The organism is Deltaproteobacteria bacterium (genome assembly GCA_016219225.1).
Classification (GTDB): domain Bacteria; phylum Desulfobacterota; class RBG-13-43-22; order RBG-13-43-22; family RBG-13-43-22; genus RBG-13-43-22.
In genome coordinates this window covers 1-23385 of record JACRBX010000217.1, presented here as the reverse complement: position 1 = coordinate 23385, position 23385 = coordinate 1, and the positions used below count along the sequence as shown (strand labels likewise).

At 52.1% G+C, this 23385-nt stretch carries 19 protein-coding genes and 1 pseudogene; 3 read left to right on the top strand and 17 right to left on the bottom strand.

What is annotated here, in order from left to right:
- Positions 1 to 8 precede the first annotated feature (8 nt).
- From topA to HY879_18240, 7 genes are all read right to left on the bottom strand, one after another.
- Positions 9 to 2441 (bottom strand): type I DNA topoisomerase, encoded by a 2433-nt coding sequence (gene topA / locus HY879_18270; GenBank protein ID MBI5605284.1) that lies wholly within the window; start codon positions 2439 to 2441, stop codon positions 9 to 11.
- 171 nt (positions 2442 to 2612) lie between these two features.
- Positions 2613 to 3722: a DNA-protecting protein DprA gene (dprA, locus tag HY879_18265; protein ID MBI5605283.1), complete on the bottom strand. Its 1110-nt coding sequence runs from the start codon at positions 3720 to 3722 to the stop codon at positions 2613 to 2615.
- Between the two features lie 109 nt (positions 3723 to 3831).
- Positions 3832 to 4197, bottom strand: coding sequence for a preprotein translocase subunit YajC (yajC, locus tag HY879_18260; protein MBI5605282.1), 366 nt, complete (start codon positions 4195 to 4197; stop codon positions 3832 to 3834).
- A 5-nt stretch (positions 4198 to 4202) separates the two neighbouring features.
- Entirely contained in the window at positions 4203 to 5309 is a 1107-nt protein-coding gene (tgt, locus tag HY879_18255; protein MBI5605281.1) for a tRNA guanosine(34) transglycosylase Tgt, read from the bottom strand.
- Positions 5310 to 5392: 83 nt separating this feature from the next.
- Positions 5393 to 6448 carry a tRNA preQ1(34) S-adenosylmethionine ribosyltransferase-isomerase QueA gene (gene queA, locus HY879_18250; GenBank protein ID MBI5605280.1) on the bottom strand — a complete coding sequence of 352 codons (1056 nt, stop codon included), beginning with the start codon at positions 6446 to 6448 and terminating at the stop codon, positions 5393 to 5395.
- Between the two features lie 75 nt (positions 6449 to 6523).
- Positions 6524 to 6727: a DUF2065 domain-containing protein gene (locus tag HY879_18245; GenBank protein MBI5605279.1), complete on the bottom strand. Its 204-nt coding sequence runs from the start codon at positions 6725 to 6727 to the stop codon at positions 6524 to 6526.
- A 241-nt stretch (positions 6728 to 6968) separates the two neighbouring features.
- Positions 6969 to 7211: a zinc ribbon domain-containing protein gene (locus HY879_18240; protein MBI5605278.1), complete on the bottom strand. Its 243-nt coding sequence runs from the start codon at positions 7209 to 7211 to the stop codon at positions 6969 to 6971.
- A gap of 165 nt (positions 7212 to 7376) precedes the next feature.
- Between HY879_18240 and HY879_18235 the strand changes: the two genes are divergently transcribed.
- Positions 7377 to 9464 carry a PAS domain S-box protein gene (locus HY879_18235; GenBank protein MBI5605277.1) on the top strand — a complete coding sequence of 696 codons (2088 nt, stop codon included), beginning with the start codon at positions 7377 to 7379 and terminating at the stop codon, positions 9462 to 9464.
- A gap of 142 nt (positions 9465 to 9606) precedes the next feature.
- Entirely contained in the window at positions 9607 to 10380 is a 774-nt protein-coding gene (locus HY879_18230; GenBank protein ID MBI5605276.1) for a TatD family hydrolase, read from the top strand.
- A 40-nt stretch (positions 10381 to 10420) separates the two neighbouring features.
- On the opposite strand, the gene HY879_18225 is transcribed toward HY879_18230, so the two are convergent.
- From HY879_18225 to cysC, 4 genes are all read right to left on the bottom strand, one after another.
- Positions 10421 to 11452 carry a hypothetical protein gene (locus HY879_18225; GenBank protein MBI5605275.1) on the bottom strand — a complete coding sequence of 344 codons (1032 nt, stop codon included), beginning with the start codon at positions 11450 to 11452 and terminating at the stop codon, positions 10421 to 10423.
- On the bottom strand, positions 11449 to 12261 hold the full coding sequence (locus HY879_18220; protein ID MBI5605274.1) for a fumarylacetoacetate hydrolase family protein: 813 nt from the start codon (positions 12259 to 12261) through the stop codon (positions 11449 to 11451). Before HY879_18220 ends, HY879_18225 begins: the two co-directional genes overlap by 4 nt.
- A 159-nt stretch (positions 12262 to 12420) precedes the next feature.
- Positions 12421 to 12942 (bottom strand): nitroreductase family protein, encoded by a 522-nt coding sequence (locus tag HY879_18215; protein MBI5605273.1) that lies wholly within the window; start codon positions 12940 to 12942, stop codon positions 12421 to 12423.
- Between the two features lie 32 nt (positions 12943 to 12974).
- A complete protein-coding gene (gene cysC / locus HY879_18210; GenBank protein MBI5605272.1) occupies positions 12975 to 13580 on the bottom strand; it encodes an adenylyl-sulfate kinase in 606 nt (201 codons plus the stop codon).
- A gap of 251 nt (positions 13581 to 13831) precedes the next feature.
- Here cysC and HY879_18205 point away from each other — a divergent pair, with 251 nt between their 5' ends.
- Entirely contained in the window at positions 13832 to 14575 is a 744-nt protein-coding gene (locus tag HY879_18205) for an enoyl-CoA hydratase/isomerase family protein (GenBank protein ID MBI5605271.1), read from the top strand.
- A gap of 23 nt (positions 14576 to 14598) precedes the next feature.
- On the opposite strand, the gene HY879_18200 is transcribed toward HY879_18205, so the two are convergent.
- The 6 genes and pseudogenes from HY879_18200 to HY879_18175 form a co-directional block, all read right to left on the bottom strand.
- The gene (locus tag HY879_18200; GenBank protein ID MBI5605270.1) at positions 14599 to 15387 is read right to left on the bottom strand and encodes an alpha/beta hydrolase; all 789 of its coding nucleotides are present in this window, start codon (positions 15385 to 15387) and stop codon (positions 14599 to 14601) included.
- Complete coding sequence (locus tag HY879_18195; GenBank protein ID MBI5605269.1) at positions 15362 to 15745, bottom strand: helix-turn-helix domain-containing protein; 384 nt, start codon at positions 15743 to 15745, stop codon at positions 15362 to 15364. Before HY879_18195 ends, HY879_18200 begins: the two co-directional genes overlap by 26 nt.
- Entirely contained in the window at positions 15672 to 17021 is a 1350-nt protein-coding gene (locus HY879_18190) for an acetyl-CoA hydrolase/transferase family protein (protein MBI5605268.1), read from the bottom strand. The genes HY879_18195 and HY879_18190 overlap by 74 nt, the downstream gene beginning before the upstream one ends.
- Positions 17022 to 17074: 53 nt before the next feature.
- Positions 17075 to 22255 (bottom strand): ATP-binding protein, encoded by a 5181-nt coding sequence (locus tag HY879_18185; GenBank protein MBI5605267.1) that lies wholly within the window; start codon positions 22253 to 22255, stop codon positions 17075 to 17077.
- Between the two features lie 483 nt (positions 22256 to 22738).
- The gene (locus tag HY879_18180; GenBank protein MBI5605266.1) at positions 22739 to 22987 is read right to left on the bottom strand and encodes a DUF2442 domain-containing protein; all 249 of its coding nucleotides are present in this window, start codon (positions 22985 to 22987) and stop codon (positions 22739 to 22741) included.
- A 7-nt stretch (positions 22988 to 22994) separates the two neighbouring features.
- Positions 22995 to 23247: pseudogene (locus tag HY879_18175) on the bottom strand (DUF4160 domain-containing protein).
- Positions 23248 to 23385 lie beyond the last annotated feature (138 nt).

The following is a 23385-nucleotide window of genomic DNA, read 5'->3' as shown; positions in this document are numbered from 1 at the left end:
TTCCCCCTTTATTCATCTCCCTTTTTCTGCTGATACCCGCATTCTTTTTTGGCACAAGCCCAGACCGTTCCTTCTTTTTTGGTGGTTTTTTCCACTAAAAAGGGGGCCCCGCACTTCGGGCAGGCTTCTTTGACCGGTTTTCCCCAGATCATGAATTTACATTCCGGAAAGCGGCTGCAGCCAAAAAATTTGAGTCCCTTTTTCCGGGCCACCCGGGAAACCAGCATGCCGGTACAACCCGGATTAGAACAGGGGAACTCGGTAGTCACCGGCAAGGCCCCTTTACATTTCGGATATTTTTCACAGGCCAGAAAGGTCCCTCCGAAGCGGTTATTTTTCACCACCATGGGACCCCCGCACTTGGGACAGGTCTGGTCGCTGGTAACCTTTGGAGAGGAATCAGGGGCCTTTCCTGCGGATGAAAAGGGTTGGGTTTGTTTACACTCCGGATATCCGGAACAGGCCCAAAAGGTCCCAAACCGTCCCTGACGGACGATCATGGGCTTTCCACATTGGGGACATTGTTTTTCCGAATCCGAAACTTGAGGGGCTTCGGCCGCAACAGGCTGAATAGTTCCTTTCTCATCCCGGATAAAATTCTGGGTTTGTTTACACTCCGGATATCCGGAACAGGCCAGAAAAGGCCCGTTTTTCCCGATTCGGATAGTCATGGGTTTGCCGCAGCTCGGGCAGGCGATATCGGTCTTCACTCCCTTTCCCCGCACCTGTTTCATTTCCGTACGGGCCCGGGCCAGGGTCTGGGCAAAGGGCTGATAAAAATCCTGGAGGACCTTAGTCCATTCCATCTTCCCTTCTTCGATCTGATCCAGGTTATTTTCCATCAGGGCCGTAAACTGGACATCGAGGATTTCGGGGAAATTTTTTACCAGGAGATCGTTGACCAAAAAACCCAGTTCCGTGGGATGGAAAAAATATTTTTCCTTCCTGACATATTCCTTGTCCTGGATGGTGGAAATGATAGCGGCGTAGGTGCTGGGGCGACCAATCCCTTTTTCCTCCAATTCTTTGACCAGAGTGGCTTCCGTGTAACGGGGGGGCGGTTGGGTAAAATGCTGCTTGGGGGTAAGCTGAAGCAAGGTCAGAATCTGTTCCAGTTTAAGATCCGGCAGTTGGCCTTTTTTCTCTTCTTCGTCCTCGGTAGCTTCAACATCTTTGCTTACCTCATAAACCGTGGTAAAACCGGGGAACCGCAGGATCGAACCTGTGGCCCGCAGCAAATATTCATCGGCCTGAATATCCACCGAGGTTTGATCGAAAATGGCGGCCTTCATCTGGCTGGCCACGAATCTATTCCAGATCAGGCGATAAAGGCCCAACAAGTCCTTTTCCAGATGAGGGGCCAGGGTGTCCGGCGATAAATTCATAGAAGTGGGACGAATGGCTTCATGAGCATCCTGGGCCGACTTTTTATTGGTATAGAAATGGGGCTTACCGGGTACGAACTCCGGACCGTATTGGCCCTGAATAAAATTCCGGACAGCCGTTAAGGCTTCCTGAGAAACCCGGGTGGAGTCGGTACGCATATAGGTTATCAAACCAACCAGTCCTTCGTCACCGACCTCGACCCCTTCATAGAGTTTCTGGGCCAGAAACATGGTCTTTTTGGCCGGAAAGCGTAATTTTCTAAAGGCCTCCTGCTGCATCTGGCTGGTGGTAAAAGGCGGCAGGGGATTGCGTTTACGCTCCTTCTTGTCGATCTTAACCACCTGAAACTGCTCTTGGGACAGGCGATCAACGATCGTCCGGGCCTGTTCTTCATGGATGATCTTGATGACCTTCCCTTGCCCTTTGATCAGCCGGGCTTCAAAATCCGGAGGGAGGTCGGCCCGGAGTGCGGCGGTGATCGACCAGTATTCTTTGGAAACAAAGGCCTGAATTTCCCGTTCCCGGTCACAGATGACCCGCACGGCCACAGACTGGACCCGTCCGGCGCTTAAACCCCTCTTGACTTTGTCCCAGAGGAGAGGGGAAATCTGGTAGCCCACCAGACGATCCAAAATCCTCCGGGCTAATTGAGATTGGAATCGCTGTTCGTTCAAATGCTCCGGGTGGCTTAAGGCTTCCTGAATCGCCCTGGGAGACAATTCATGGAACAAAACCCGGTGGAACTCCTTGTCCTTACCGGCTAATTCTTCGGCTAGATGCCAGGCTATGGCCTCTCCTTCCCGGTCGGGGTCCGGGGCCAGGTAGATATGGCGTATCTTTTGAGCCGCCTGTTTTAATTCTTTCAGGATCTTGCTTTTTCCGGAAATAACCTGAAACTCCGGTTTGAACTTATTTTCGATATCCACCCCAAGATTATTCTGCGGCAGATCTTTGATGTGGCCGAGAGACGCCTTGACCTCAAATCCTGGGCCAAGATATTTTTTGATGGTTCGAACCTTGGTAGGAGACTCCACAATCAGCAACGCTTTTTCCATAATGCTTATTCCATCTTCCTTAGATTTTAATTCGGACGCAGATTTTCGCCGATACGCGCAGATAACAATTTTTAAAAATTTTCTTTTCAGTTAGTCCTTTATATTTAGAATCTCGGTAATCTGCACGATCGGCCCTCTGCCGATCCGAGTTCATCTGCGTCCAAAACCAATTCACCGCCGCACAAAATATTTCCCTGGTAATTGCCTGATCAGTCCCTTCAGTTCCATCCCCAGCAATAATGATAAGGTCCGTGATATCCCTATCCCAGACTGCCGGGTTATCTGATCCACGTGAAGGGCTTCGCCGGAAAGGATATCCCAGATCGTTTTTTCCTCCGGAGAAAGGGAGGGTGCAACAGCCGGCCCGACGGCCCTCAATTCCTCCCCGACCGGTTCAGACCGGTCCTCCAAACGCAGTTCTTCTAATATATCCTGGGCATTTTCTACCAGCTTGGCCCCTTGTTTGATCAACCGATGGGTCCCGGAACTTTTAAAAGATTCAATGCTTCCGGGAACGGCAAAGACCTCCCGGCCCTGGTCCAGGGATAGCCGGGCCGTAATCAGGGAACCACTCCGCTGGGTGGCCTCGACGATCACCACTCCCAGGGCCATACCACTGATAATCCGGTTGCGAACCGGAAAATTTTGACGCTCCGGAAGTGTCCCCAGGGGATATTCGGAGCAAACCAGACCCTGCTCAGTAATTTGGTGATATATTTTTTCATTTTCCGGTGGATAAATGACATCCAGTCCGGAACCGAGTATAGCCACGGTCCGGCCTCCGGCCATCAAAGTCCCGTGATGGGCCGCAGTATCGATCCCTCGAGCCATACCGCTGACAATAGTCAATCCATTTTTAGCCAGACTCCAGGCCAGCCTTTCGGTCATTCTGACCCCATAATCAGACCCATGCCGGGAACCCACCACACCCAGAGAGCGGCCATCCTGAAGGGAAGGGGTGCCTTTATAATATAAAAAAGGGGGAGGATCATGGATCTTGGCTAATAGAAAGGGATACAAGGGATCATGGATGGTCAGCACCCCCACTCTTTGTTTTTCCAGTTCATCCAGCTCCCGGTCGATCTTTTCCGCCCTTTTAAATTTAACGATGGCCAGGGCGGTATTCTTCCTCATCCCTTCGACGGATTCTAAATCCTCCATCTCGGCCTGAAAAACCTTTTCCGGAGAACCATATCTTTCCAGAAGACGGGCGAAGCTGACCTGTCCTACCCCGCTGATCCGGTTTAAGGCCAGCCAGTAATAGAGAGAGCTGCGATCCATTTTCTCGTCTGTCTAGTTTGTCTGGTCTGTTTCGTCTATTTAGTCTAATAAAACAAAATAACTAAATGACCAAAAAGACCAGAGAGACCAAATGACCAAATAGACCAGATTACGCCGGTTTCGGTGGCTGGGGAGGGGCTTCCTGAGCGGTCCCGGCCAGGCCCGACACAAAACTTCTGGCCACTTTGATGCGCACCTTATCCGCCACCTCCAGAACAATAACGTTATCGTTGATCTCGGCGATACGGCCGTAGATTCCCCCGCTGGTGATCACCGAATCCCCTCGTTTCAGATTGGACAACAAGGCTTTATGTTGTTTGGCCTTTTTCTGCTGAGGTCGGATCAGCAAGAAATAAAAAATCACAAACATCAACACCAGAGGGATCATCCCGGCAAATCCCCCTGCTCCTGAACCACCGGATCCCCCCGTCCCCGGAAGCCCCATGGCTTCGGCAACACCTGTAAACAGATTCATCAATATTACTCCTTTCTTTGGTTATAAAATTCTTTTTTAAATTCCAGGAAACGATCCTGGGCTATGGCTTCCTGAAGGGCCTGCATCAGCTCCATAAAATAATGGATATTATGCAAAGTATTCAGCCGATAAGAAAGCAATTCTTTAGAAACATATAAATGACGCAGATAGGCCCGGGAATAATTCCGGCAGGTATAACAGCTACATTCCGGGTCAATAGGCTGCGGGTCTTCGGCATATTCGGCCTTTTTAATGATAACCGGCCCCTTCCTGGTAAACAGCATCCCGTTTCGGGCGTTACGGGTAGGCAGGACGCAATCAAACATATCGGCCCCCAGCCCTACGCCTTCCACCAGATCTTCCGGCGTACCCAGTCCCATCAGATACCTGGGTTTTACCTCAGGCAACAGGGGCAGGGTATAGGCAATGATTTCCTGCCGCTGCGTCTTTTCCTCCCCCACACTTAAGCCCCCCAGGGCATATCCGTCAAAGCCGATGGTTACGATCGATTCGGTGCTCTCTTTTCTCAGGTCTTTAAAGGTGCTTCCCTGGATGATCCCGAACAGGGCCTGCCCTTCCTTTTTATGGGCCTCTTTACAGCGTAAGGCCCAGTCCCGGGTCAATTCATGGGAATAACGGGCATAGTCATATTGGACCGGATAGGGGGTGCATTCATCCAGACACATGGCAATATCCGATCCCAGGGCCTCCTGAATTTGAACGGCCAATTCGGGGCTCAAAAAATGACTGGAGCCGTCTAAATGAGAACGAAAAGAGACCCCTTCCGGCTTGATCTTTCTTAAGGCCCCCAGGCTGTAAACCTGATAGCCCCCGCTGTCGGTCAGGATCGATCCCGGCCAATGCATAAAATGATGCAGTCCCCCCAAACGGGCAATGCGTTCATGACCAGGTCGTAAGTAAAGATGATAGGTATTGGCCAGGATAATTTCAACCCCCAGGGACCGAAGATCCTCCGGCGTCAAGGCTTTTACCGAACCTTGTGTCCCTACCGGCATGAATACCGGGGTGCGGATTACCCCATGGCCGGTCTCGATCCTTCCGCTCCTGGCACCGCTATGGGCTTCATGATGTGCGACTTGAAAAGAAAACATTAACAGCTTTCAGCGGTCAGGGGTCAGCTTTCAGCTTTCAACCTTTTTCATTGGCTGTCTGCTGATTGCTGACCGCTGTTCGCTTAGATAATCAGCATGGCATCGCCATAGCTGTAAAACCGGTATCCCTGCTCGATGGCCTCTTGATAGGCCCGGAGAATCTTTTCCCGGCCGGCAAAGGCGGAAACGAGTAAAAGCAACGTGGTCCTTGGTAAATGGAAGTTGGTGATCAATCCATCTATCACTTGAAAGTCAAAGCCCGGGGTAATAAAAAGATCGCATTCTCCTTCGCCGGGTTTTATTGTCCCATATTTCATGGCCTGGTATTCCAAAACCCGGACACAGGTGGTTCCCACGGCTATAATCCGCTTCCCGCGGTTTTTTTGTTCCTGAATCCTTTCAGCCGCCTGGGCCGTAACCTGAAAGGTCTCGGAGTGGATCTTATGCTCGGCAATCCTTTCCGTTATTATGGGAGCGAAGGTTCCATAGCCGACATGCAGGGTAATAGGGGCAAAAAAAACCCCTTTTTCCTGAAGGGCCCCCATAAACTCCGGAGAAAAATGAAGCCCGGCGGTCGGTGCGGCTATCGCACCGGGGTGATGGGCATAAACGGTCTGATAGCGTTCCAGATCCCGTTCCGGAAGACCGGTCTCCCGGCCATCTCTTTTTATATAGGGAGGAAGGGGCACCGAGCCGAATTTCTTCAATATCCCATCAAAGGGCCCTTTAAAAATAAAACGGATCAAAGCCGTTCCATTGGGCGCAGGAGGCAGTATTTCCCCTTCCAGGCCGGGACCGAAATCCAGCCGTTCGCCGGGACGAATTTTTCTCCTGGCCTTAATGAGACAGGAGGTCGTATAGGAATCGAAGACCGCACCGGCCGGGTAATTCAGGATCAGGCATTCCACCCGGCCTCCGCTCTTCTTTTTTCCCTCCAACCGTGCCGGGATCACCCGGGTATTATTGATCACCAGCACATCACCGGGATTCAAATAATCAATGATTTGATTAAAAATATGGTGTTCCCGATTGTCCGTCTTCCGATCCAAAACCAAAAGCCGCGAATGGTCCCTCTGTGCACAGGGGTTCTGGGCAATTAATGTTGCGGGCAAAGAAAAATCAAATTGTGATAAGGTCAATTCCATATAAAAATACAGTTTCAAGTTTCAAGATGCACGTTTCATCCCCCACCCTTCGGGCGGTTCCCGGATTGATCAGCCTGTCAGCCATCCGGATCGGCGGGCCAGATAGATTAAAAAAAGGCCGATCACCATGGAAATCAATCCGTATACCCGCAATCGGGATTCCGGTAATTCCAGCATGTGCGCAATCCAGGTTTTAAAGGTCACCGGGAAAGCAAAATAGGGCAACCCTTCCAAAACCAGAATCAGTCCCAGTACGGTTATAAAATCTTCCATGGGTTAGCCTTTAATACACTTCTGGCTTCTTGTCAAGCCAAGCATTTGACCATGACCAGTTAACCCCTCGGAGTCCTTTTACGTTTTTAAGTTAATTAGAGTCTATCCGGAAACTGTAATTTTCCTGATGGAGCAATCAGCCATCAGCTTTAACCTTTCATCAAAATCCTTGCAAAAAAGCTAGTTGGCTGATCGCTGACCGCTAAACGCTGCATCCGGGTGGAGGAGGTCAGGGGTTGGGCTACTTGCTGGGGCCTGGGATATCTATGGTGGTACAACTTCCTGAAGCACAACTGCGCTCACTGACCTGTGGAAATGATTGCCCATCCCTGGAAGAACTCCCAACATTAATTCTTGAAAGGACCCGGCTGATTTCCGGTGACTGGCAGGAAGGACAAACCGGGGCTATGAGGTCATCATTCTGAACGGCCAGCAGTTCGAAAGTTTTATGGCAATGATCACAGCAGAATTCGTAAATAGGCATCTTGCTACCCCAAAACATCTTGGTATTTTTTAAAAAATTTATAGCCTTAGATATCATACTGCAAACAAAATTTCAATTGGATTAAAAAGAAAAATATGGTAGTAGAAGCTGAAAAGGGTTTTTAATTCCTTCCCATCGATAAAACTTATGGAAAATAAAGGGAAAATGCCCCTAAACCCCACAACTGATTATTCAAATATCCTGGATGCTCTCTCCGACCTGGAATCTCCCTTTCTTGAAGGTATCCGGTTTCTTACAGAAGAATCCAACGACATAATCTTCATCCGGGATCGGGAAGGTAATTTCTTATATCTGTCGCCTGGGATCCAAAAAGTAACCGGCTATACCCCGGAGGAATGGAAAACCGTCCATAAATCCATGATCACCGACCACCCCATCAATAAAATGATTCCGAATTATGGTGAGAGCACCCTTCCGCCCGGCCAGAAACTTCCCGCCTATCCCATTGAAATATATCACAAGTCCGGGCATCCGATCCTTTTGGAAATCAATGAGACCCCTTTCCTCCGAAAGGGGCAAGTATCCGGTATGATCGGGATTGCCCGGGACATCTCCGAACGTAAAAAACTTCTAAAATTCGTTGAAGATTTTCGTTCCTTTTTAGAAGCCAATCCCATCCCTTTGGTTATCTATGACCCCCAGGGGGTGGTCCGTTATCTCAACCCGGCCTTTGAAAAAACCTTCGGCTGGTTCCGGAATGAATTGATCGGGCAAAAAATTCCCTTTATTCCGCCAGAAGAAGTTCAACCCACGATAGAAAATATTCAAGAACTCTTGAATGGAAAAGTCCTGCCCAACCTTGAGACCAGGCGGTTAACCAAGACCGGTGATTTTTTGGACATCAATCAGGCTGCCTTCCGCTATAACGATGAGGAGGGAAAACCGGCCGGCATCGTGGTAATGCTTCAGGACGTGACCGAACGAAGGTCCCTGGAACGAGAGATTAAACGCCGATTGTCCTTTGAAGAAAACCTTATCGACAGCACTATGGACGGCATTATTGCCGTTGACCGCCAGGGCCGGATCGTACTCTTTAATCAAGGGGCGGCCCTGATAACCGGTTATTCCAGGGAAGAGGTCGTCAACAAGCTGAATGCCACCCGGCTCTATCCGGAAGAAATCGCCCGTCAGGTCAAGAAAGACTTGTGGAGCCCTCTGTTCGGTGGGAAAGGAAAGCTTATCGGGTATGAAACGACGCTGATCAATAGGAGCGGGGGAAAGGTCCCCATGCGTCTTTCCGGGAGCATTCTATTTGACGGAGACATGGAAATCGGCAGCGTCGGGTTTTTCCATGATTTGACCCCCAGAAAAAAAATTGAGGATGCCTTAAAACGGGAAACGATCGTTAAAGAAGAGATCGTCGAGGCCAATCCTATTCCTACGCTTGTTCTGGATCGGGAACATCGTATCGTTTTTTGGAACCGGGCCTGTGTGGAACTGACCGGTTACCGCCGGGAAAGTATGATAGGCAGCCAAGATGCCTGGAAACCCTTTTATGCGACGTCACAACCCATCCTGGCCGACTTGATCATCAACGGCGACCTGACCCAGTTGAGCCGTTATTACGGTGGGAAAAACCTCAGGCCCTCTCCCATGATGAAGGGGGCCTTTGAAGCCGAAAGTTTTCATGAAAACCTGGGAGGAAAACCCAGGTACCTTTATTTTTTAGCCGCTCCCATCTACGATACTACCGGCGAACTTTGGGGGGCCATCGAATCCATCCAGGACCTGACCGAGCGTAAGGCCTTAGAGGCTAAATTATCGGAACTGGCCACGATCGATGGACTCACCGGGGTTTATAACCGGCGGTTTCTGGAAAAAAGACTAGGGGAAGAAACGGCCAAGGCTAAACGATACCATGATCATCTGGCCCTGATCCTTTTGGATATTGACCGATTTAAGGAAATCAATGACCAATTTGGACATCTGGTCGGGGACCAGGTTTTAAAAAAGACGGCCGAAACCATCAATCATTGCATGCGCATGACGGATATAGTCGCCCGTTACGGTGGGGATGAATTTGTGGTCCTCCTTCCCAGGACTGATCCGGACCAATTGTCTCAGTTCGTGGAACGATTAGATCCGGCTTTACAAAATTTAAGTGTCCAGGATCAGGAAAAAGGGACCATTCAGTTTACTGTGTCCTATGGAGCCTATTCCAATAACAAGGACTACGACCAGATTTTACGCCAGGCCGACCAAAATATGTACAAAAACAAACACGAAGGATAAGGCACAGGGCGCAAGGCATAAGGCCCAAGGTTTAAGAGGGAAGAATTTTTGGTTTTACTTTGAGCTTTCCGCTTTGAGCTTTAAGCTTTCAGTTCTTCCGCCGAACGCCGAACGCTTAACGCCGAACGTTTTTTTAATACCCATGTGGATTGATTCTCACGCTCATCTGGAAATGGAAGCCTTTGACCCGGATCGCCCTCAAGTGATTAAACGGGCCTTCGATCAGGGGATTAAAAGGATCATCACCATTGGAACCGATTTGGACAGCAGCCGCCAGGCCCTGGCCTTGGCCAATGACTATCCCCATATTTGGGCTACGGTTGGTGTTCATCCCCATGAGGCCGCCGCCTTTCACCTCAAGATCCTTCCCCAATTAGCCCAATTAGCTGAAAATCCCAAGGTGATTGCCATAGGGGAAATCGGGCTGGACTTTTATCGCAACCTTTCACCGAAAGAAGCCCAAAAAGAAACTTTCCGGCACCTGATCCATTTGGCCCGGGCGGTCTCCCTGCCCATAATTATTCATGATCGCGATGCCCACCAGGAAGTGCTGACCTTATTAAGAGAAGAAAAGGCCTGGGAAATAGGGGGAATTTTTCACTGCTTTTCCGGGGATTGGGAGATGGCCCGGGAATGTTTGGACCTGAACTTTTTTCTGTCCGTAACCGGAGCCATTACCTATAAGAAGGGCTCGGTATTGGAAGAAGTCGTCCGCCAAGCCCCCATTGAATCTCTGCTGCTGGAAACCGATGCCCCTTACCTGGCCCCCCACCCCTTTCGGGGAAAACGAAACGAGCCGGGCTATCTGATCCATACGGCTGAACACGTCGCCCGGCTTCGAGGCATTTCTTTGGATGCGTTGAGCCAGGCCATCTTAAATAATACCCAAAGGGCCTTTAAACGGATGATGCTGTAAGGACTTTTTTTAATATTTCTATTCCGTCACTCGTCACGCGTCACTTTAACGTCCGTTCCCAATCAGTCCTTACCCATTCCAATAATCTTTTGGCCCGGTCGAAATAGATCTGGATCCCCTCCCAGTTGGGCCGGCCAACGATTTTTTGCATCAACATCCCGTCAGTATCAAACCACCGGGGGAGAAGACCCCCTAAAAAATAGCCCCTGGTTTGAAGATCCAGGACGATGGTATTGATCCAGGGCCAGGAAAGGTTCAACCAAACCTGAATGACCGTCACATTACGGGCTAAAAGCCTTTTTTCTTCCTCTCCCAAGACCTGGTAAAAATCCCTGCCGGCCTGGTTTACCGCTATGCGGGCTACCTGGGCAAAGTCGAAGACTTCTACATTCAGTTCGGTAGGAATCTCCGGAGGCTTTTCGGCAGCCGATACCTGGATCTGCCGTTTATCATCCAAACCGCCGTAAAGGTAATGAAACGATTCTTCGTAAACCCTGGGTAGATATACCTCATGCGGCTTGGGTCGCAGAGTCTTAAAATCCAACAAAGTGGAGACCCGCCCAAAGGCACTTTTTTCTGTATCATAGGCCGAGGCCGGCATGAGATCTACTTCCACGGATTGAGTAACATAACCGACACTAGCGGTCGCCCTTTGGGCAAAGACATGATTGCAGACCGGTTCTCCAAAGATGGCTTCCACCCCGAATTGCGATGCCCCGATTTTTTCTCCATGGACCCCTAATCCGCTAAAGATGCCCGCCCCACCGCGATAGTTGGGATGCACCAGACCGGCCCCGGATTCATAGACCTTTTTATAAGGGGCCGAGCAAAAGATGGCATTATGGCCGACAATATCCCCCTTGGGCGTGCGGGCCACGCTGGAAATGGTCCGGCCGGCCCCATTCTCTTCGATCAAAATCTTCGGATCGATAAACGTTTTTATGGGGTACCCCTCTCCATAGACCGTCTTGAAAAGACGGACTACTCCCTCGGCGTCTTCGGGACGGAAAAGGTCAAAGACATAACTCTGCCCGGCTTCGATATCATAAGGCATTGGTTTTGAATGCATCATTTCTCCTTTTGGCCTATTGAACCGGGGGTGGGGCCAACAACCGGGTTGGCCAACAGACCGATGCCTTCGATGCGGCATTCCACGGTCTGCCCGGCCTTGAGGAATACCGGAGGCTTTCGGGTATAGCCGACACCCGAGGGTGTGCCGGTCATGATGATCGTACCGGGGAGCAGGGTCATAGACCGCGACAGATAGGAGATAATCCGGCGGCAAGGGAAAATCATATCCGATGTATTGGAGTCCTGCATGATCTTTCCGTCAAGACGTAAGGAGAGATCCAGGTTGTCGCCGTCCAGGTCCGTCTCAATGGCCGGGCCGATGGGACAGAAGGTGTCATGGCTCTTGCCCCGGGCCCATTGACCGTCATTGAACTGGGCCGTCCGGTTGGAGACATCGTTTCCAATGGTATAACCCATGACGGCCTGGAGAGCTTCCTCTTCCGTCAGGTTCTTGGCCTTCTTCCCTATGACGACCACCATCTCCACTTCATAATCGATGCTTTCCTGGTAACCTTCAGGAAGAATGATCGGATCTCCCGGTCCGCAGAGGGCCGTATTCGCCTTTAAGAACACCAGGGGTGCGGCAGGATAAGACATGCCGGTTTCGTCGGCATGTTTCCGGTAATTAAGGCCCAGACAAATGATATTGGGAGGACAGACGGGGGCCAGTAACTTTATGGACCCCAGGTCGAGGGTTTTCGTCCCTCGGGAGAGCCCGACAAAGGGATCTCCCACGCAGGGATGGACACGCTCTCCTTCTATTATCCCGTATTGGGTTTGTCCGTTATATAGAAATCGTACGATCTTCATGGTTGATGCCTCCTTTTAATTCAGTGCCCTTACTAATCGGGTGGGCAGGAGTTTTTTCGCCCTGGGTTCCTTCAGCCGGGGGAAAAACAAAATATCCGTTTTATCTGTGAAATCCGTGCCAAAAGTTTTTAAATAAAGCTGAATTGATACGGATTCGGTTTATGCGTAACGGTTGTGCTTTATCTTTTCATACTGGAGTTTTTCCGCCGGAACCGGCGTCCTGGTCTCGCCGGGGAAGCCGACACTGATGATCGACTCCACCCTCAGGTTCGCAGGGATGCCGAGAAGTTCCCGGACATAATTCTCGGCGGTCTTCCCCGCGGTATGTGCCCTGTTCCTGATCTGGATCCAGCAGCTTCCGAGCCCCAGGGAGTGGGCCGTAAGATGGGCCACGATGGCGGCGATGGAGCAATCTTCCACCCAGACATCGGAATCGGACTCGTCACCGCAGACCACAATGGCCAGGGCGGCATTTTCAAGAAAACCCGAACCGTGCTCTTTGGCCTTGGAAAGCCCTGCGAGCAGGTCGGCCTCATCGACTAACAGGAATGTCCAGGGGTTGATCCCCCGTGAAGAAGGACAGCGCAGCAGGGCTTCTTTTAACGTCTTCAAAGACTTTTCGTCGATTGGTCTCTTCTCGTATTTCCTGATACTCCGTCTGGTCCGTAATATTTCGATCATTGTTCCCCTCCGGGCGTCTGGCCTGGTTTTTTTTAGATGATGCGCCTTGCCAACAGATAACCCATGATTTCGGCGACCTCTTCGTCAATCGTCATTCTATCCGATTCAAGAATGATTTCAGGCTGGAGAGGCTCTTCGTAGGGGGCAGACACCCCGGTAAAATCCTTAATCTCCCCGGCCTTGGCTTTTTTGTAAAAGCCCTTGGGGTCTCTGCCTTCGCAGGTCTCAACCGAAGCCTTCATGTAAACTTCTACGAATCGGTTTTCTCTGAAAAGGGCTCTCGCGTCATCCCTATCTTTCCGATAAGGAGATATAAACGCGGTAAAAGTGATTATACCCGCATCGACAAAGAGTTTTCCTACTTCGGAAACCCGGCGGATGTTCTCTTCACGATCCGCCGGTGAAAACCCGAGATTTTTGTTCAGACCGTGTCGCACGTTATCACCGTCCAATAAGTAAGTCAATTTTCCTCTTCGATGAAGTTGAAAAGCAACCTCATTGGCTATCGTCGACTTTCCACTGGCGGACAGACCGGTGAACCATAGTAGTACACCTTGCTGCCCGAGAAGGGTTTCGCGATCTTCCCTCTTGACCAGATGTTCATGCCAGATAACGTTGGTTGCCTTTTGCTCAGTCACAATCATTCTCCTTCCAAAGAGTTGGCTTATCCGCTCAGCATCGAGATGGGGGACCATGGTTTTCCCCATTTATTTTATTTTTGAATAAAAAACTATAAAATGATAAGAAGATGTGGTCAAGGAGAAAGATAGGGGGCTCAAAGCTGAAAGTTCAAAGGGAAGGCCAAGTTCTCTATCATCGACTATACGGCAAAACGCCTACCCAACATTTTTTTAAAGATTGCCATCGCAAATAAAGAAAGGGATCCTTTATGGGAGAATTGGTTTTGCGCAATGACGATAATGGGCTTTGTACCTTGAGGCTCAACCGGCCGGAGAAGCTCAACGCCTTGAATCTGGAAGTTTTCAAGGACCTTCGGTCCCATGTAGATGATCTGGCCAAACAGTTCGACACCATTGGTTGTGTCGTCCTGAGAGGCAACGGGCGTTGCTTTTCCGCCGGTCATGACCTGGCGGCCATCGGCGCCGGCGAGGAATCGGAAAGCCGGCGGTTTCAACCGGAAACAGTCACCCTTCTGGCCAATCTTCCTCAGCCGGTCATCGCCGCCGTTCACGGCCATTGCTATACCGGCGCCCTGGAACTGGCCCTGGCCGGCGATATCATCCTTGCCGCCCAATCGGCCCGGTTCGCTGATACCCATGGCAAGTGGGCCTTGACGCCGATTTGGGGGATGAGTCAACGACTGCCGCGCCGGGTGGGAATAGCCAAGGCCAAAGAGATGATGTTTACGACTAAAACAGTTACGGGAGAAGAGGCCGTCGCCATGGGTCTGGCCAACCTATGCGTACCGGATGAAAATTTCGATGCCGAGATCGGGTCTTTGGCCAGATCAATCCTGGCCACCTCCTGGTTCAGCAACCGAGCTAACAAAAGGCTGCTTGAATTTACCGATGGAATGTCCCTGCATGACGGACTGCGCCATGAATTCGACCTCAACGAAGGGGTTGGCCCGGACGTGGTGGAACGAATCCTTTCCTTCGGGAAGAAGGGGTAGCTTTAGGGGCACGGTCCTTTCCCCTATATTCCTTTTTCCCCAAGCCATTCGATTATTCGATCGGCTACGGCCGGCCATTTATTTTCCAACATCATATCATGGGCCATTCCTTTGAAGATTTCAGGCCTTTTCTTATAGGCCTTGGCCGTAGCTTCAATTTCATCAGGGAGAAATATGCTGTCGTCCTCCGCCCCGAGTATCAGCAAATCCGTTGAGACTTTTTCAGGATTGGGCAGGTTGAAAAGCATCATGTCCAGGAAGGCCAGATAAGACTCATCCTGCAGAAGATTGAAATATTTATTGAGCCTATCAGGAGGGATGTCCGCAGAGAAGAAGGCTTCCCGCGCGAGTTCGGCCGTGCCGACAATCGGATAAAGGCTCCAGAACAGATTGGCTTTTAAAAAAGCCAACGGGTGGCGACGGGCGATCCGCAGGGTCGTTTGGAGCACCCCTTTGACCGGGACCGAAGCCAGCAGCACCGCCGCCGGAACGGTTTGCTCCTCCAAATATTTCTGGACCACCAGACCGCCCATGGAATGTCCGATCAGGACCGGCTTTTCCAGTAATTGGCCCACCACCTGGGCCACGTCCGCCACATAATCCGCGATGCGCATCAGACTGTAATGGGCCGGTCCCTCACTCTTCCCATGCCCCCGTAGACTCAAGGCGTGAGCGCTATATCCCTTCTCGGCGAAATAAGACAAAAAGTTTTCCTTCCAGCACCAGGCCCCGTGCCAGGCCCCGTGGACAAAAAGAATCGGTGTTGGTCGAGAAACTTCTTTCGGTTCATGGGAAATAATTTCCAATTTCATAATGCCTCCTCTCTTCCCCGTTAAGGTTTAGCCCTGGCCAGTGGTCCAGGATGGGATGCGGTGAGATGGGCTTTTTTAAAGCCTTCAGTTCTTTAACCTCAAAAATATAGGCCCAGCCTGCCTTACAGGCGGATAAACGCCCCGATTTTACCCAACGTCTGATGGTTACCGTAGAAATTCCCAGATACTCAGCCGCTTGTTTAAGATTGAATGGCTTTCTGGAAAGTTCTTCTTGCCACAATTGGAGGTTTAGAATTTCAGGCCATTTCCTGTCTTTCCAATACTCAAATAGCTTCATAAGGGATAAATCCTTTAGGCCTTCCCCCTCGCAAGACGCTGGCAGGCTTGTTGAAAACATTGCTCTCAAAAATATGTCTGAGCAGTTTTTCTCTATGCTCCGGAGCGGCCAGGTAGGCTATTCCGACGGCGTGTTCGGTGATGCTGAGCCCTCTCGGATCAAAGGCGCCGTATTCGGTAACGATGACCACCGGATCAGCCGGAATGGCCGTGGTTGTGATTCCTTCGGGAGATTTGTCGACTATTTTTGAAAGACCATGGGTGGTGGATTTCATGGCGATGATGGGAACGCCTCCTTCGGACAGATAGGCGCCCCTTAGAAAATCGGCCTGGCCTCCGACACCGCTGTAAATGTTTCGGGCTTGCAAAGAGTCGGCCCAGATATTGCCGTGAAGATCGACCCCTATGGCGCTGTTGATGGCTACCATCTTATGTTCCGAGGCAATATGAAGAATGCCGTTGGTCCGGTCCGCAGGCCTGCTTTGCAGGGAACTGTTGTTGTCGTACCAATGGTACCCTTCCCGGCTGCCGGAAAGAAAAATGGTGGCTATCGAAAAACGGTTGGTCAGATAACGGTTAGTCACCAGGTCGTTTTCCACCAGCTTTCGCATGGCGTCGGAGAATAGCTCGGTTCGTATGCCGAGATCTTTGGTCCCTTTTCGGATGATCGCTTCGGTAACCGCTTCCGGTACTTCTCCGATTCCATACTGCAAGGTACAACCATCGGTGATAAAAAGCGCCGAGATGATGTCGGCAATTTTTCTGGCCCGTTCGTCCGGTTCCTTAACCGGGCTGAGCGGCAGATCATAGTCGCTGTCGACAATAAAATCGATATCGGTTTCATGAATCGTTGTGCCCAGCACGAAGGGCATCCGATGGTTTCTTTCGGCAATGACGATCCCGTTATTTTCTTTGGCCGTATAAACCGCGGCCAGAACGGCTTCCACGGTCGTGCCCAGGCTGTAGTTCCCTCCGTTGTCAGGGCCGGCGACCGTCAGGAGAACCACGTCCGGTTTCAGGTGTTTTTTTAATTGTCTGGGGATATCCGAGAGATGAAGGATCTGGTAACGGGCCTTGCCTTCGTTGACCGCTTTTCGAGAATGGTCCCCGTTAAAAATAATCCGATGCGTAATCCGCTCACAGGCCTCTTCTTCGAACAAGGGTCCGATATCGCCGAGCAGCAGGACACTCAACATTTCCACATCCCTGATGCCGGTATCCTCCCACAGTTGTTTAAGTAAAACCTGGGGTGTAGCGGCGTTTCCAGAGCAATAGATACGATCCCCCGGCCGAATGTTTTTCGAATTCACGGCCTCCTCAACTTTTACTTTTTTCATGGTTATATCTTTCTCTCTTGGACTAAGTATCTATGATGTTCCTTTTACCAGGTTCAAGACAAAGTCGAGGTACCTCCCGCCTCGCTTCCCGATCGTCCGTCGAGCGTTTCTTCCAGTCGCCTGGCATCCGCAACTCCTAAGCTAACTAGCGCCGCGAGCAATCGATCCACATCGAAACGTACAGGATTGCCTGGATTAAGCAGAGCCGGCTGCTGACGCCGAATTTCTTCGATTAACACGCACACACGGCGCCCGATATTGTGATCCACCCAGAAGTCGCTATCATCGGGGAAGCTTTCTATCCAAGTCTTAGCCGATAGTACGATAAATGGCAGATGCACCGACCTTGGAGACACTTCTAATAGATTGAGTGTCACGATTGCGACAAAAAGCGAAGGACAGCTGTCGACCAGTCTTTCCAGCACGGGCAAGAAGGAGTGGAGCCGATCAATGCCCTTTGGCAGCAAGTAACATTTGGCAGGCTGGACAAAGCTGTAATCGTTGAAAAAGAGAACGGCGATCGCTGGTCCGATATGCATCTCGATAGATCCGGATCGGTTGCCCCCTAACCTCCGCCAGCCGTTGCTTGCCATCAACCGGTTGGCGATCGTGGACCGAATGCTAATCGCGATTGACTCCTGTAGGTCAAAGTCATTGAAATAGACGACATCAACGCTCTTTAGGAATGGCGTTACTACGTCGAAGAAGGGCTCGTCGGGTAGCGAACCGATCGGCGCCAATGCGAGTTGCTCAATCTCCGGCAACTCAAGTCCGGGTAGGCAGTGGGCCAGTAAGTCGAAGTAGGCATCGTTCCATTCTCTCGGCGAATGGTCGACTTGCTCGTACGAGTTCAGCCCAACGCCGTTCGCCGCATAAGTCCAAGGGGAATAGCTCCGAACGATTTCTCTTACCCAAGGCCTCTGGCCTACATCGACGAGCCCCATAAAGTTTCTAAGCCAGAGTGCTGCGGCTTGGTGGTCTACATATTTGTCTGGTCGAGAGTGCTGAGGTGCGGACGTATTCTGCTGCTCTCGTTTACTCGGTAGACGAATACCCCTTCGCGGTCGGACCGTTTCCGACGGGAAGCTCGGCCAATCGGGTTCAGGACCTTCATCAGCAAGCCATGTCAGTTCAGCATTGACGGTCGATTGGATCCATACCCTGTGGCGCTCTGTATTCGCAGCAATCTCTTCTTCAGGGAGATCCCACTCGCGCTTCCCTCTGATACAGGCCGCAAAGGCGCAACGCAGCACCGCCAGAGTCAAGCGTTCGTCAATGGAGGATAGCGTGGTGGATGCCACGCCAAATCCATGAGCTGCGGCAGGGTCGTCACGGGCAGCTACTTCGAGGAGGGCGCGTATGTCGCCAGGAGTGGCACGATCCTTTAGTAAGTAGATCATTCCAACGAAGGCAATCGCGATGGGATTGTAACGGAGTCCGGATCGAAATCGGTGGACTGAGTCTTTTCCAGTCAGGAGAGCTTGGGCGAAGATGCTGCGCGCCCACTCAGCATGCTTGGCGCGTCGCTCGGTTTCGCCATCGCGCATTGTAATCATCGCCGCAGTGATGACAGCCTGTTCCCGCATCCGGTCCTCGTCGTGGTTTTCATTCTTCCGCGTGGCCGCCGCGCTTTTCGTCCATTCAACCGCCGCCGCAACAAATTCGGGTGACGAGCGGGACGGGTCTTCCAGTGCCAAGCTGAGGGCGACCTGCATGTTACTGTCCGTGAATTTGTCCCGCGAGGCTTCTTGCAGAGATGCGAAGTATTGATTTTCGATCTCGGGCGGGACGTACTGGTAGGCCGTTTCCTGTGTACCATCAGTCTGCGCGATAGACACCTCAATCCAATTATTAGGATCGACAAGGTTGAGTGCGTGAATAGCTATGAAGGCGGGATCCCTCAAGTCCGATTGCTCGTCGGGCGGTCCGAGGCTTGCGGCTGCGCCGCTCAATAGTGCAGTCAGCGTATCCCGCAGTTCGACAGGCCCGAATACTGCGTATTTACCGAGAAGCTGATCGAGCATGAACCGTCGAGAAGCGCGCATCTTCAGGCTTTCGAGGCTAACTGCGCCGACTGGCTCCTTCTCGAGAGCTTTGAGGCCGAAGATATCCGGGTACTCGAAGTTGTCGTGCACATATCGCTCACGGTCTATACAAAGGAGCTCTGGGCAAGCCAGAAAAGGAATCACCGCCTCACGTGATTTCGGCCAATGGGAAAGCAGGAGATCGACTGCAACCAAAAGGTAAGCCGCTGGAGAGCCGGGCGGGCCGAGCACGTCGGCGAGCACCTTGACGAAGACCTCTCCTGACTCAATCCGGTGGTGAGCCCAGGCCTCAAGAGCCATGAGGGCAGATGTTACACAGAAGGGGCCCCCTGCGCCATCCCGTGACCATGCATATGATCTTATCCACGGAAAAACCCGACCGCCACTAGAAAACGAGATCGTGATCGCATCGCCGCCGTATTCCCGGCCACGGTTGTAGGATGAAATCGCGTGGTCGACGAGCCGATGGATCAGCGATAAACCGTGTTGTGGGGCATGGCTAAGGAGTTCAAAAAACGGTCCTTGCGCCGGGGACGCCGGGTAAAACTGGTGGTCGAGAAAATCGAACGGCTCCCCGAACTCGAGGCGGTGGTGCCGCTCGTCAAGCCGACGATTCGGAATCAAAGCCGTCGCGGTTAGCTCCGCAAGCTCTGCGGGGGCAGCCTGGGCGATCGACCCGCGAAACTCCAGGATACTACGTATGGCATTTTTACTACGCCGGCGCTGACCCAACGATCGCAAGTACTCAACAGCGAGCGCGGGCCTCCGATTACAAAATAAGAGAAAGCCGGTGCGGAGGTCGGACTCCAGTGATCCGATTTGGTCGTATTCAAGTTCGCCACCAAACGGCTCATGTCGAACAGGGAAGGTTTCCGCTTCTCGGGCCGTCTCAATCTCAGTCAACCAGCTATATAGCCACTGGATCAGCAATGGAGTCAGAGGATCGTGACCGAGCATTCCGATAGACCACGCGGTGTAAAGGTTGACCACGTCAGGAATTGCCGCGACCGGCAAGGTCCGCCCGAGGCTGAGCAGCCAGCTGATCAGCCGGGACCATGACGGTCCGCTCGGAACATTGAGACTCGCCGGGATCATCGCCGGGTCAGCCCCGATGCCAACGAACAACTTTGAGGCTGGCTCTACGTCGACTGCCCTCACGATTCGGATGAGCTCTCGGAGCATGCTTGCGCGGTTGGCGAGCAGAAGGCCAGACGTCCGTGTCAACAGTTCGGGGCCGATCTCGGAGCGAACGAGAGCCAGCAACACCGCCCGGCGCCATGAACCATGTGTACCCTCGCGGCTTAGACGAACCAAGAACAACCACCAAGGCGTGCTATCGACAGCACGTTCGAGGCCCATACGCGCGGCGAGTTCCACACCCCTCGCCAAAGACGCTGAGGCAGGGCGCGCGAGCGGCAAGCGCTCGATGGTCGTCGGCTCGGAATGAAGAAGGTTGGCAATCGCCCATTCGCGAAGGACATCATGGCGGAACGCGACGCAATCGTTCCCCAGGTCGCGCAACGTGTCGCTGGCGATTAGAGCATCGACCACCCTCGCCGGGCGATCAGCTATGTCCAGTGGTTCAGCCGACGAGAGCGTCTGTTCCGCCAAAGTCTTAAGCAGCCTGGCACGATCCCGGTGGTCGCTATCGCGCCTGCCATCGGCTGTCTGCCACCACTGCTCGGCCATGTCGACTTCGGTGCGCGGGATAGGTTCATCCCCTGGCCGACTTGCAAGGCGGGAGAGGCGGAAGAGGTTTCGGGTGACGTCCCGTGCCGGGTGAGTATCGGCCAGCAGCGGTGCGAGCCTTGGAGCGGCGTGCCGCATCTCGTCAACTTCGGTTTCGTTCAGTTCGCCAATCACGATAGGTTCAGCGCGGCCCAAACGGTTGAGTGCGTCGGGCGGTAACCAATCCGGCTCCTCTACTCCGAAGTTGCTCCTTGCCGTAGCGATCACGAAGAAACCCGGGACGCTCGCAGCTTCGCGGACAAGGTCAACAACGGTTCTACGCTCTTGGTCGTCGAAAAAGTCTAGATTGTCGACAAAGAGAACTGCTCCACCGTCGCCCGCGAGATCAGTCAGTAGATCGCGAGCTGTGCCATCGAACCCGAGGACCGCCCGCATTGCAATCCACCCCTTTGGTGTCGTTCGGCCAGGGCTGAGCACGACAACGCGCGCCTCTATAGCGCCCTGCACGGCGAAATGCTTTAACACCCCCGACTTGCCAACGCCCGCGTCGCCGCGTATCTCGACGTAACGGCCATTGTCAAGGGCAGCGCGAACGGCGGTGATACGCTCGTGCCGAGTCAACATCACGTCGCCGACCCGATTGCCGATGTCGGCAAGCGCGTTGCGGGAAGCCTCTTCGAGAATCGCACGTGCGGATGTATAGCGCCGGTCTCCTGCAAGGCGAAACGACTGACGCCTAAGGTCCTCGATCAGTCCATCGCGATTGCGGTCACCGCCGCTCACCGCGATCTGCAGCGCGAGCTCGACCAGCGCCGTCCATAGGTTTCCAGCCCGCAACGTATCGTTCGGGTGAAGGGCGTGGACGGCTCGTTCTTTCGCGAGTTCCTCGGACGCTGAGCCTTGGGTGGTGAAGTCGAAGACGAGGATCTGAAGCTTACGCAGTAACCGCCAGACTGTCTCGATATCGTCAGGCGAACCGATGTCGTGCAGATTTGATTTGAAGGTGCACACGAAGTTGCGCATGTCCGCGTTGGCGGAGCCCGGCCGATCAATCCGGGCCATGAAATTCGTTGCGTCACTTAACTGTCGTGCCCAGGTCAGAACGTCCTGATAGGCGCCCTCGATCTTGCGAGACGTTCGAGCGATCGCGATCGCAAGTTCATAGCGGATGGTCCAGAAGTCCCGCCTGTGCGAGGTCTTGACAATCTGGCCCACGACTGAACGGAAAACCGAATCGCCGGGTGAAAAAGTGATGCTTCTCTTTACCTGGATCTCAAGAACGGCGGGATTTCCGCGTGTATCGTGGGCATGTACGATGACATCGTCCAGCGGCCGGTCTTCGGCCGCCCGTTGGAACTCAATGCGATCTATCGCCGTGCCGGGCAGGCCACGTGGATCCGAGCCCGCCAACATGGAGAGCAGGTAGTAAGCACCCACCTGCCCCTCGAAGTGGCTACCGGCCGGTCCACTCGACGCTGGACTTGTTGCTTTAGCCGTCACCGGTTTTCACCTCCGTGAACACTAGTCTCCCCTGAAAGTTTTTATTTCAATGGGCTCTCCCGAAACCAAATTAAGGTTTAGGTGATTGGATGGATCTGTTGAGATACGAATCCGGGCCATAAATCTCCTCAAGACCTTAAAGAAGGGAGTTTATAAGATTGGAGCTTTAAAAGACTGTATTGAATAACCAGCTAATTTGTCAAGGAGAAAAAGAATAAATAGCTCAAAGCTGAAAGCTCAAAGGGTGAGGGATGAGGCGCGAGGCGGGAGGAAAAGGCTCAAGCAAAAAGGAAAGGCCAAGGCGTCTCTCGCCCACTTCCTTCGGTCGTTCGAGCTCTCAGAGTGCTCCCCAGTTAAACGGAAAAAAGCATTTAACGGGGCAAGCAAAGAAGATATTTCCTTTGGCTGTCCTTGAGAGGAAGGGCAGCCAAAACCAGTTCAGCCTCCGGCTAAAGTGCGCGGGGCATTCCTCTCAAGCGGCTTCTAAGGCGTTGACTCAACCGGGATCATTTCGGCAAGCAGAGTTTCAGGGGCAAGGTCTTGGTCATGCGGCCATGTGACAGCGCCGAATAATATACCGACCTGATTAAAGTAATTGATGTTCCGGAGCTCACGAAAAACTCCATGGTCAAGATAGGGCTTCAGATCAAAAATGCCCTTCCGTCCATCCTCGGTCTCAACATAAATCCGGTAATCTGATAACGGCTTGATTGTTGTGACATCCCAATACATAGACACCTCATAGTGGAGCAATTTTGTAGGGGGGCTCCCCGCTAACGGCCAACTCCCAATCTGCCATCAACTCATCCCGGTGAAGCTCAATCCACGCTTGTACCAAGCGCAATTGCTTGCGCGGCAACTCGCCCGAGAGTATCTCTCCGTCTCCTATATCGATAGATAGCTTCAAATTCACCATATTTAGCAGGAATGTGCGGCAGTTGATGTTGCCGGTTATCGAGGAGATACAGACGGATAATGATTCCATAAAATATACTGATTATATCGGAATTTGGGGAGGGGTTCTATACCCTCCTAAAGATGCTGAAATCAAAAGATTTTGCAACCAGTTATCATGATATCGAAATTGATTTAATCGTTCAGCCGGGCATTGAAACCCATTATGTTTTTTA

Excerpts from the sequence above, each read along its gene's own strand:
- HY879_18230 (MBI5605276.1), top strand. The coding sequence starts at position 9,607 with ATGTGGATTGATTCTCACGCTCATCTGGAAATGGAAGCCTTTGACCCG.
- HY879_18180 (MBI5605266.1), bottom strand. The coding sequence starts at position 22,987 with ATGTATTGGGATGTCACAACAATCAAGCCGTTATCAGATTACCGGATT.
- dprA (MBI5605283.1), bottom strand. The coding sequence starts at position 3,722 with ATGGATCGCAGCTCTCTCTATTACTGGCTGGCCTTAAACCGGATCAGC.
- HY879_18235 (MBI5605277.1), top strand. The coding sequence starts at position 7,377 with ATGCCCCTAAACCCCACAACTGATTATTCAAATATCCTGGATGCTCTC.
- HY879_18215 (MBI5605273.1), bottom strand. The coding sequence starts at position 12,942 with ATGATCGAAATATTACGGACCAGACGGAGTATCAGGAAATACGAGAAG.
- HY879_18220 (MBI5605274.1), bottom strand. The coding sequence starts at position 12,261 with ATGAAGATCGTACGATTTCTATATAACGGACAAACCCAATACGGGATA.
- HY879_18245 (MBI5605279.1), bottom strand. The coding sequence starts at position 6,727 with ATGGAAGATTTTATAACCGTACTGGGACTGATTCTGGTTTTGGAAGGG.
- HY879_18190 (MBI5605268.1), bottom strand. The coding sequence starts at position 17,021 with ATGAAAAAAGTAAAAGTTGAGGAGGCCGTGAATTCGAAAAACATTCGG.
- HY879_18240 (MBI5605278.1), bottom strand. The coding sequence starts at position 7,211 with ATGCCTATTTACGAATTCTGCTGTGATCATTGCCATAAAACTTTCGAA.
- HY879_18200 (MBI5605270.1), bottom strand. The coding sequence starts at position 15,387 with ATGAAATTGGAAATTATTTCCCATGAACCGAAAGAAGTTTCTCGACCA.
- tgt (MBI5605281.1), bottom strand. The coding sequence starts at position 5,309 with ATGTTTTCTTTTCAAGTCGCACATCATGAAGCCCATAGCGGTGCCAGG.
- HY879_18205 (MBI5605271.1), top strand. The coding sequence starts at position 13,832 with ATGGGAGAATTGGTTTTGCGCAATGACGATAATGGGCTTTGTACCTTG.
- yajC (MBI5605282.1), bottom strand. The coding sequence starts at position 4,197 with ATGAATCTGTTTACAGGTGTTGCCGAAGCCATGGGGCTTCCGGGGACG.
- HY879_18225 (MBI5605275.1), bottom strand. The coding sequence starts at position 11,452 with ATGATGCATTCAAAACCAATGCCTTATGATATCGAAGCCGGGCAGAGT.
- HY879_18195 (MBI5605269.1), bottom strand. The coding sequence starts at position 15,745 with ATGTTTTCAACAAGCCTGCCAGCGTCTTGCGAGGGGGAAGGCCTAAAG.
- topA (MBI5605284.1), bottom strand. The coding sequence starts at position 2,441 with ATGGAAAAAGCGTTGCTGATTGTGGAGTCTCCTACCAAGGTTCGAACC.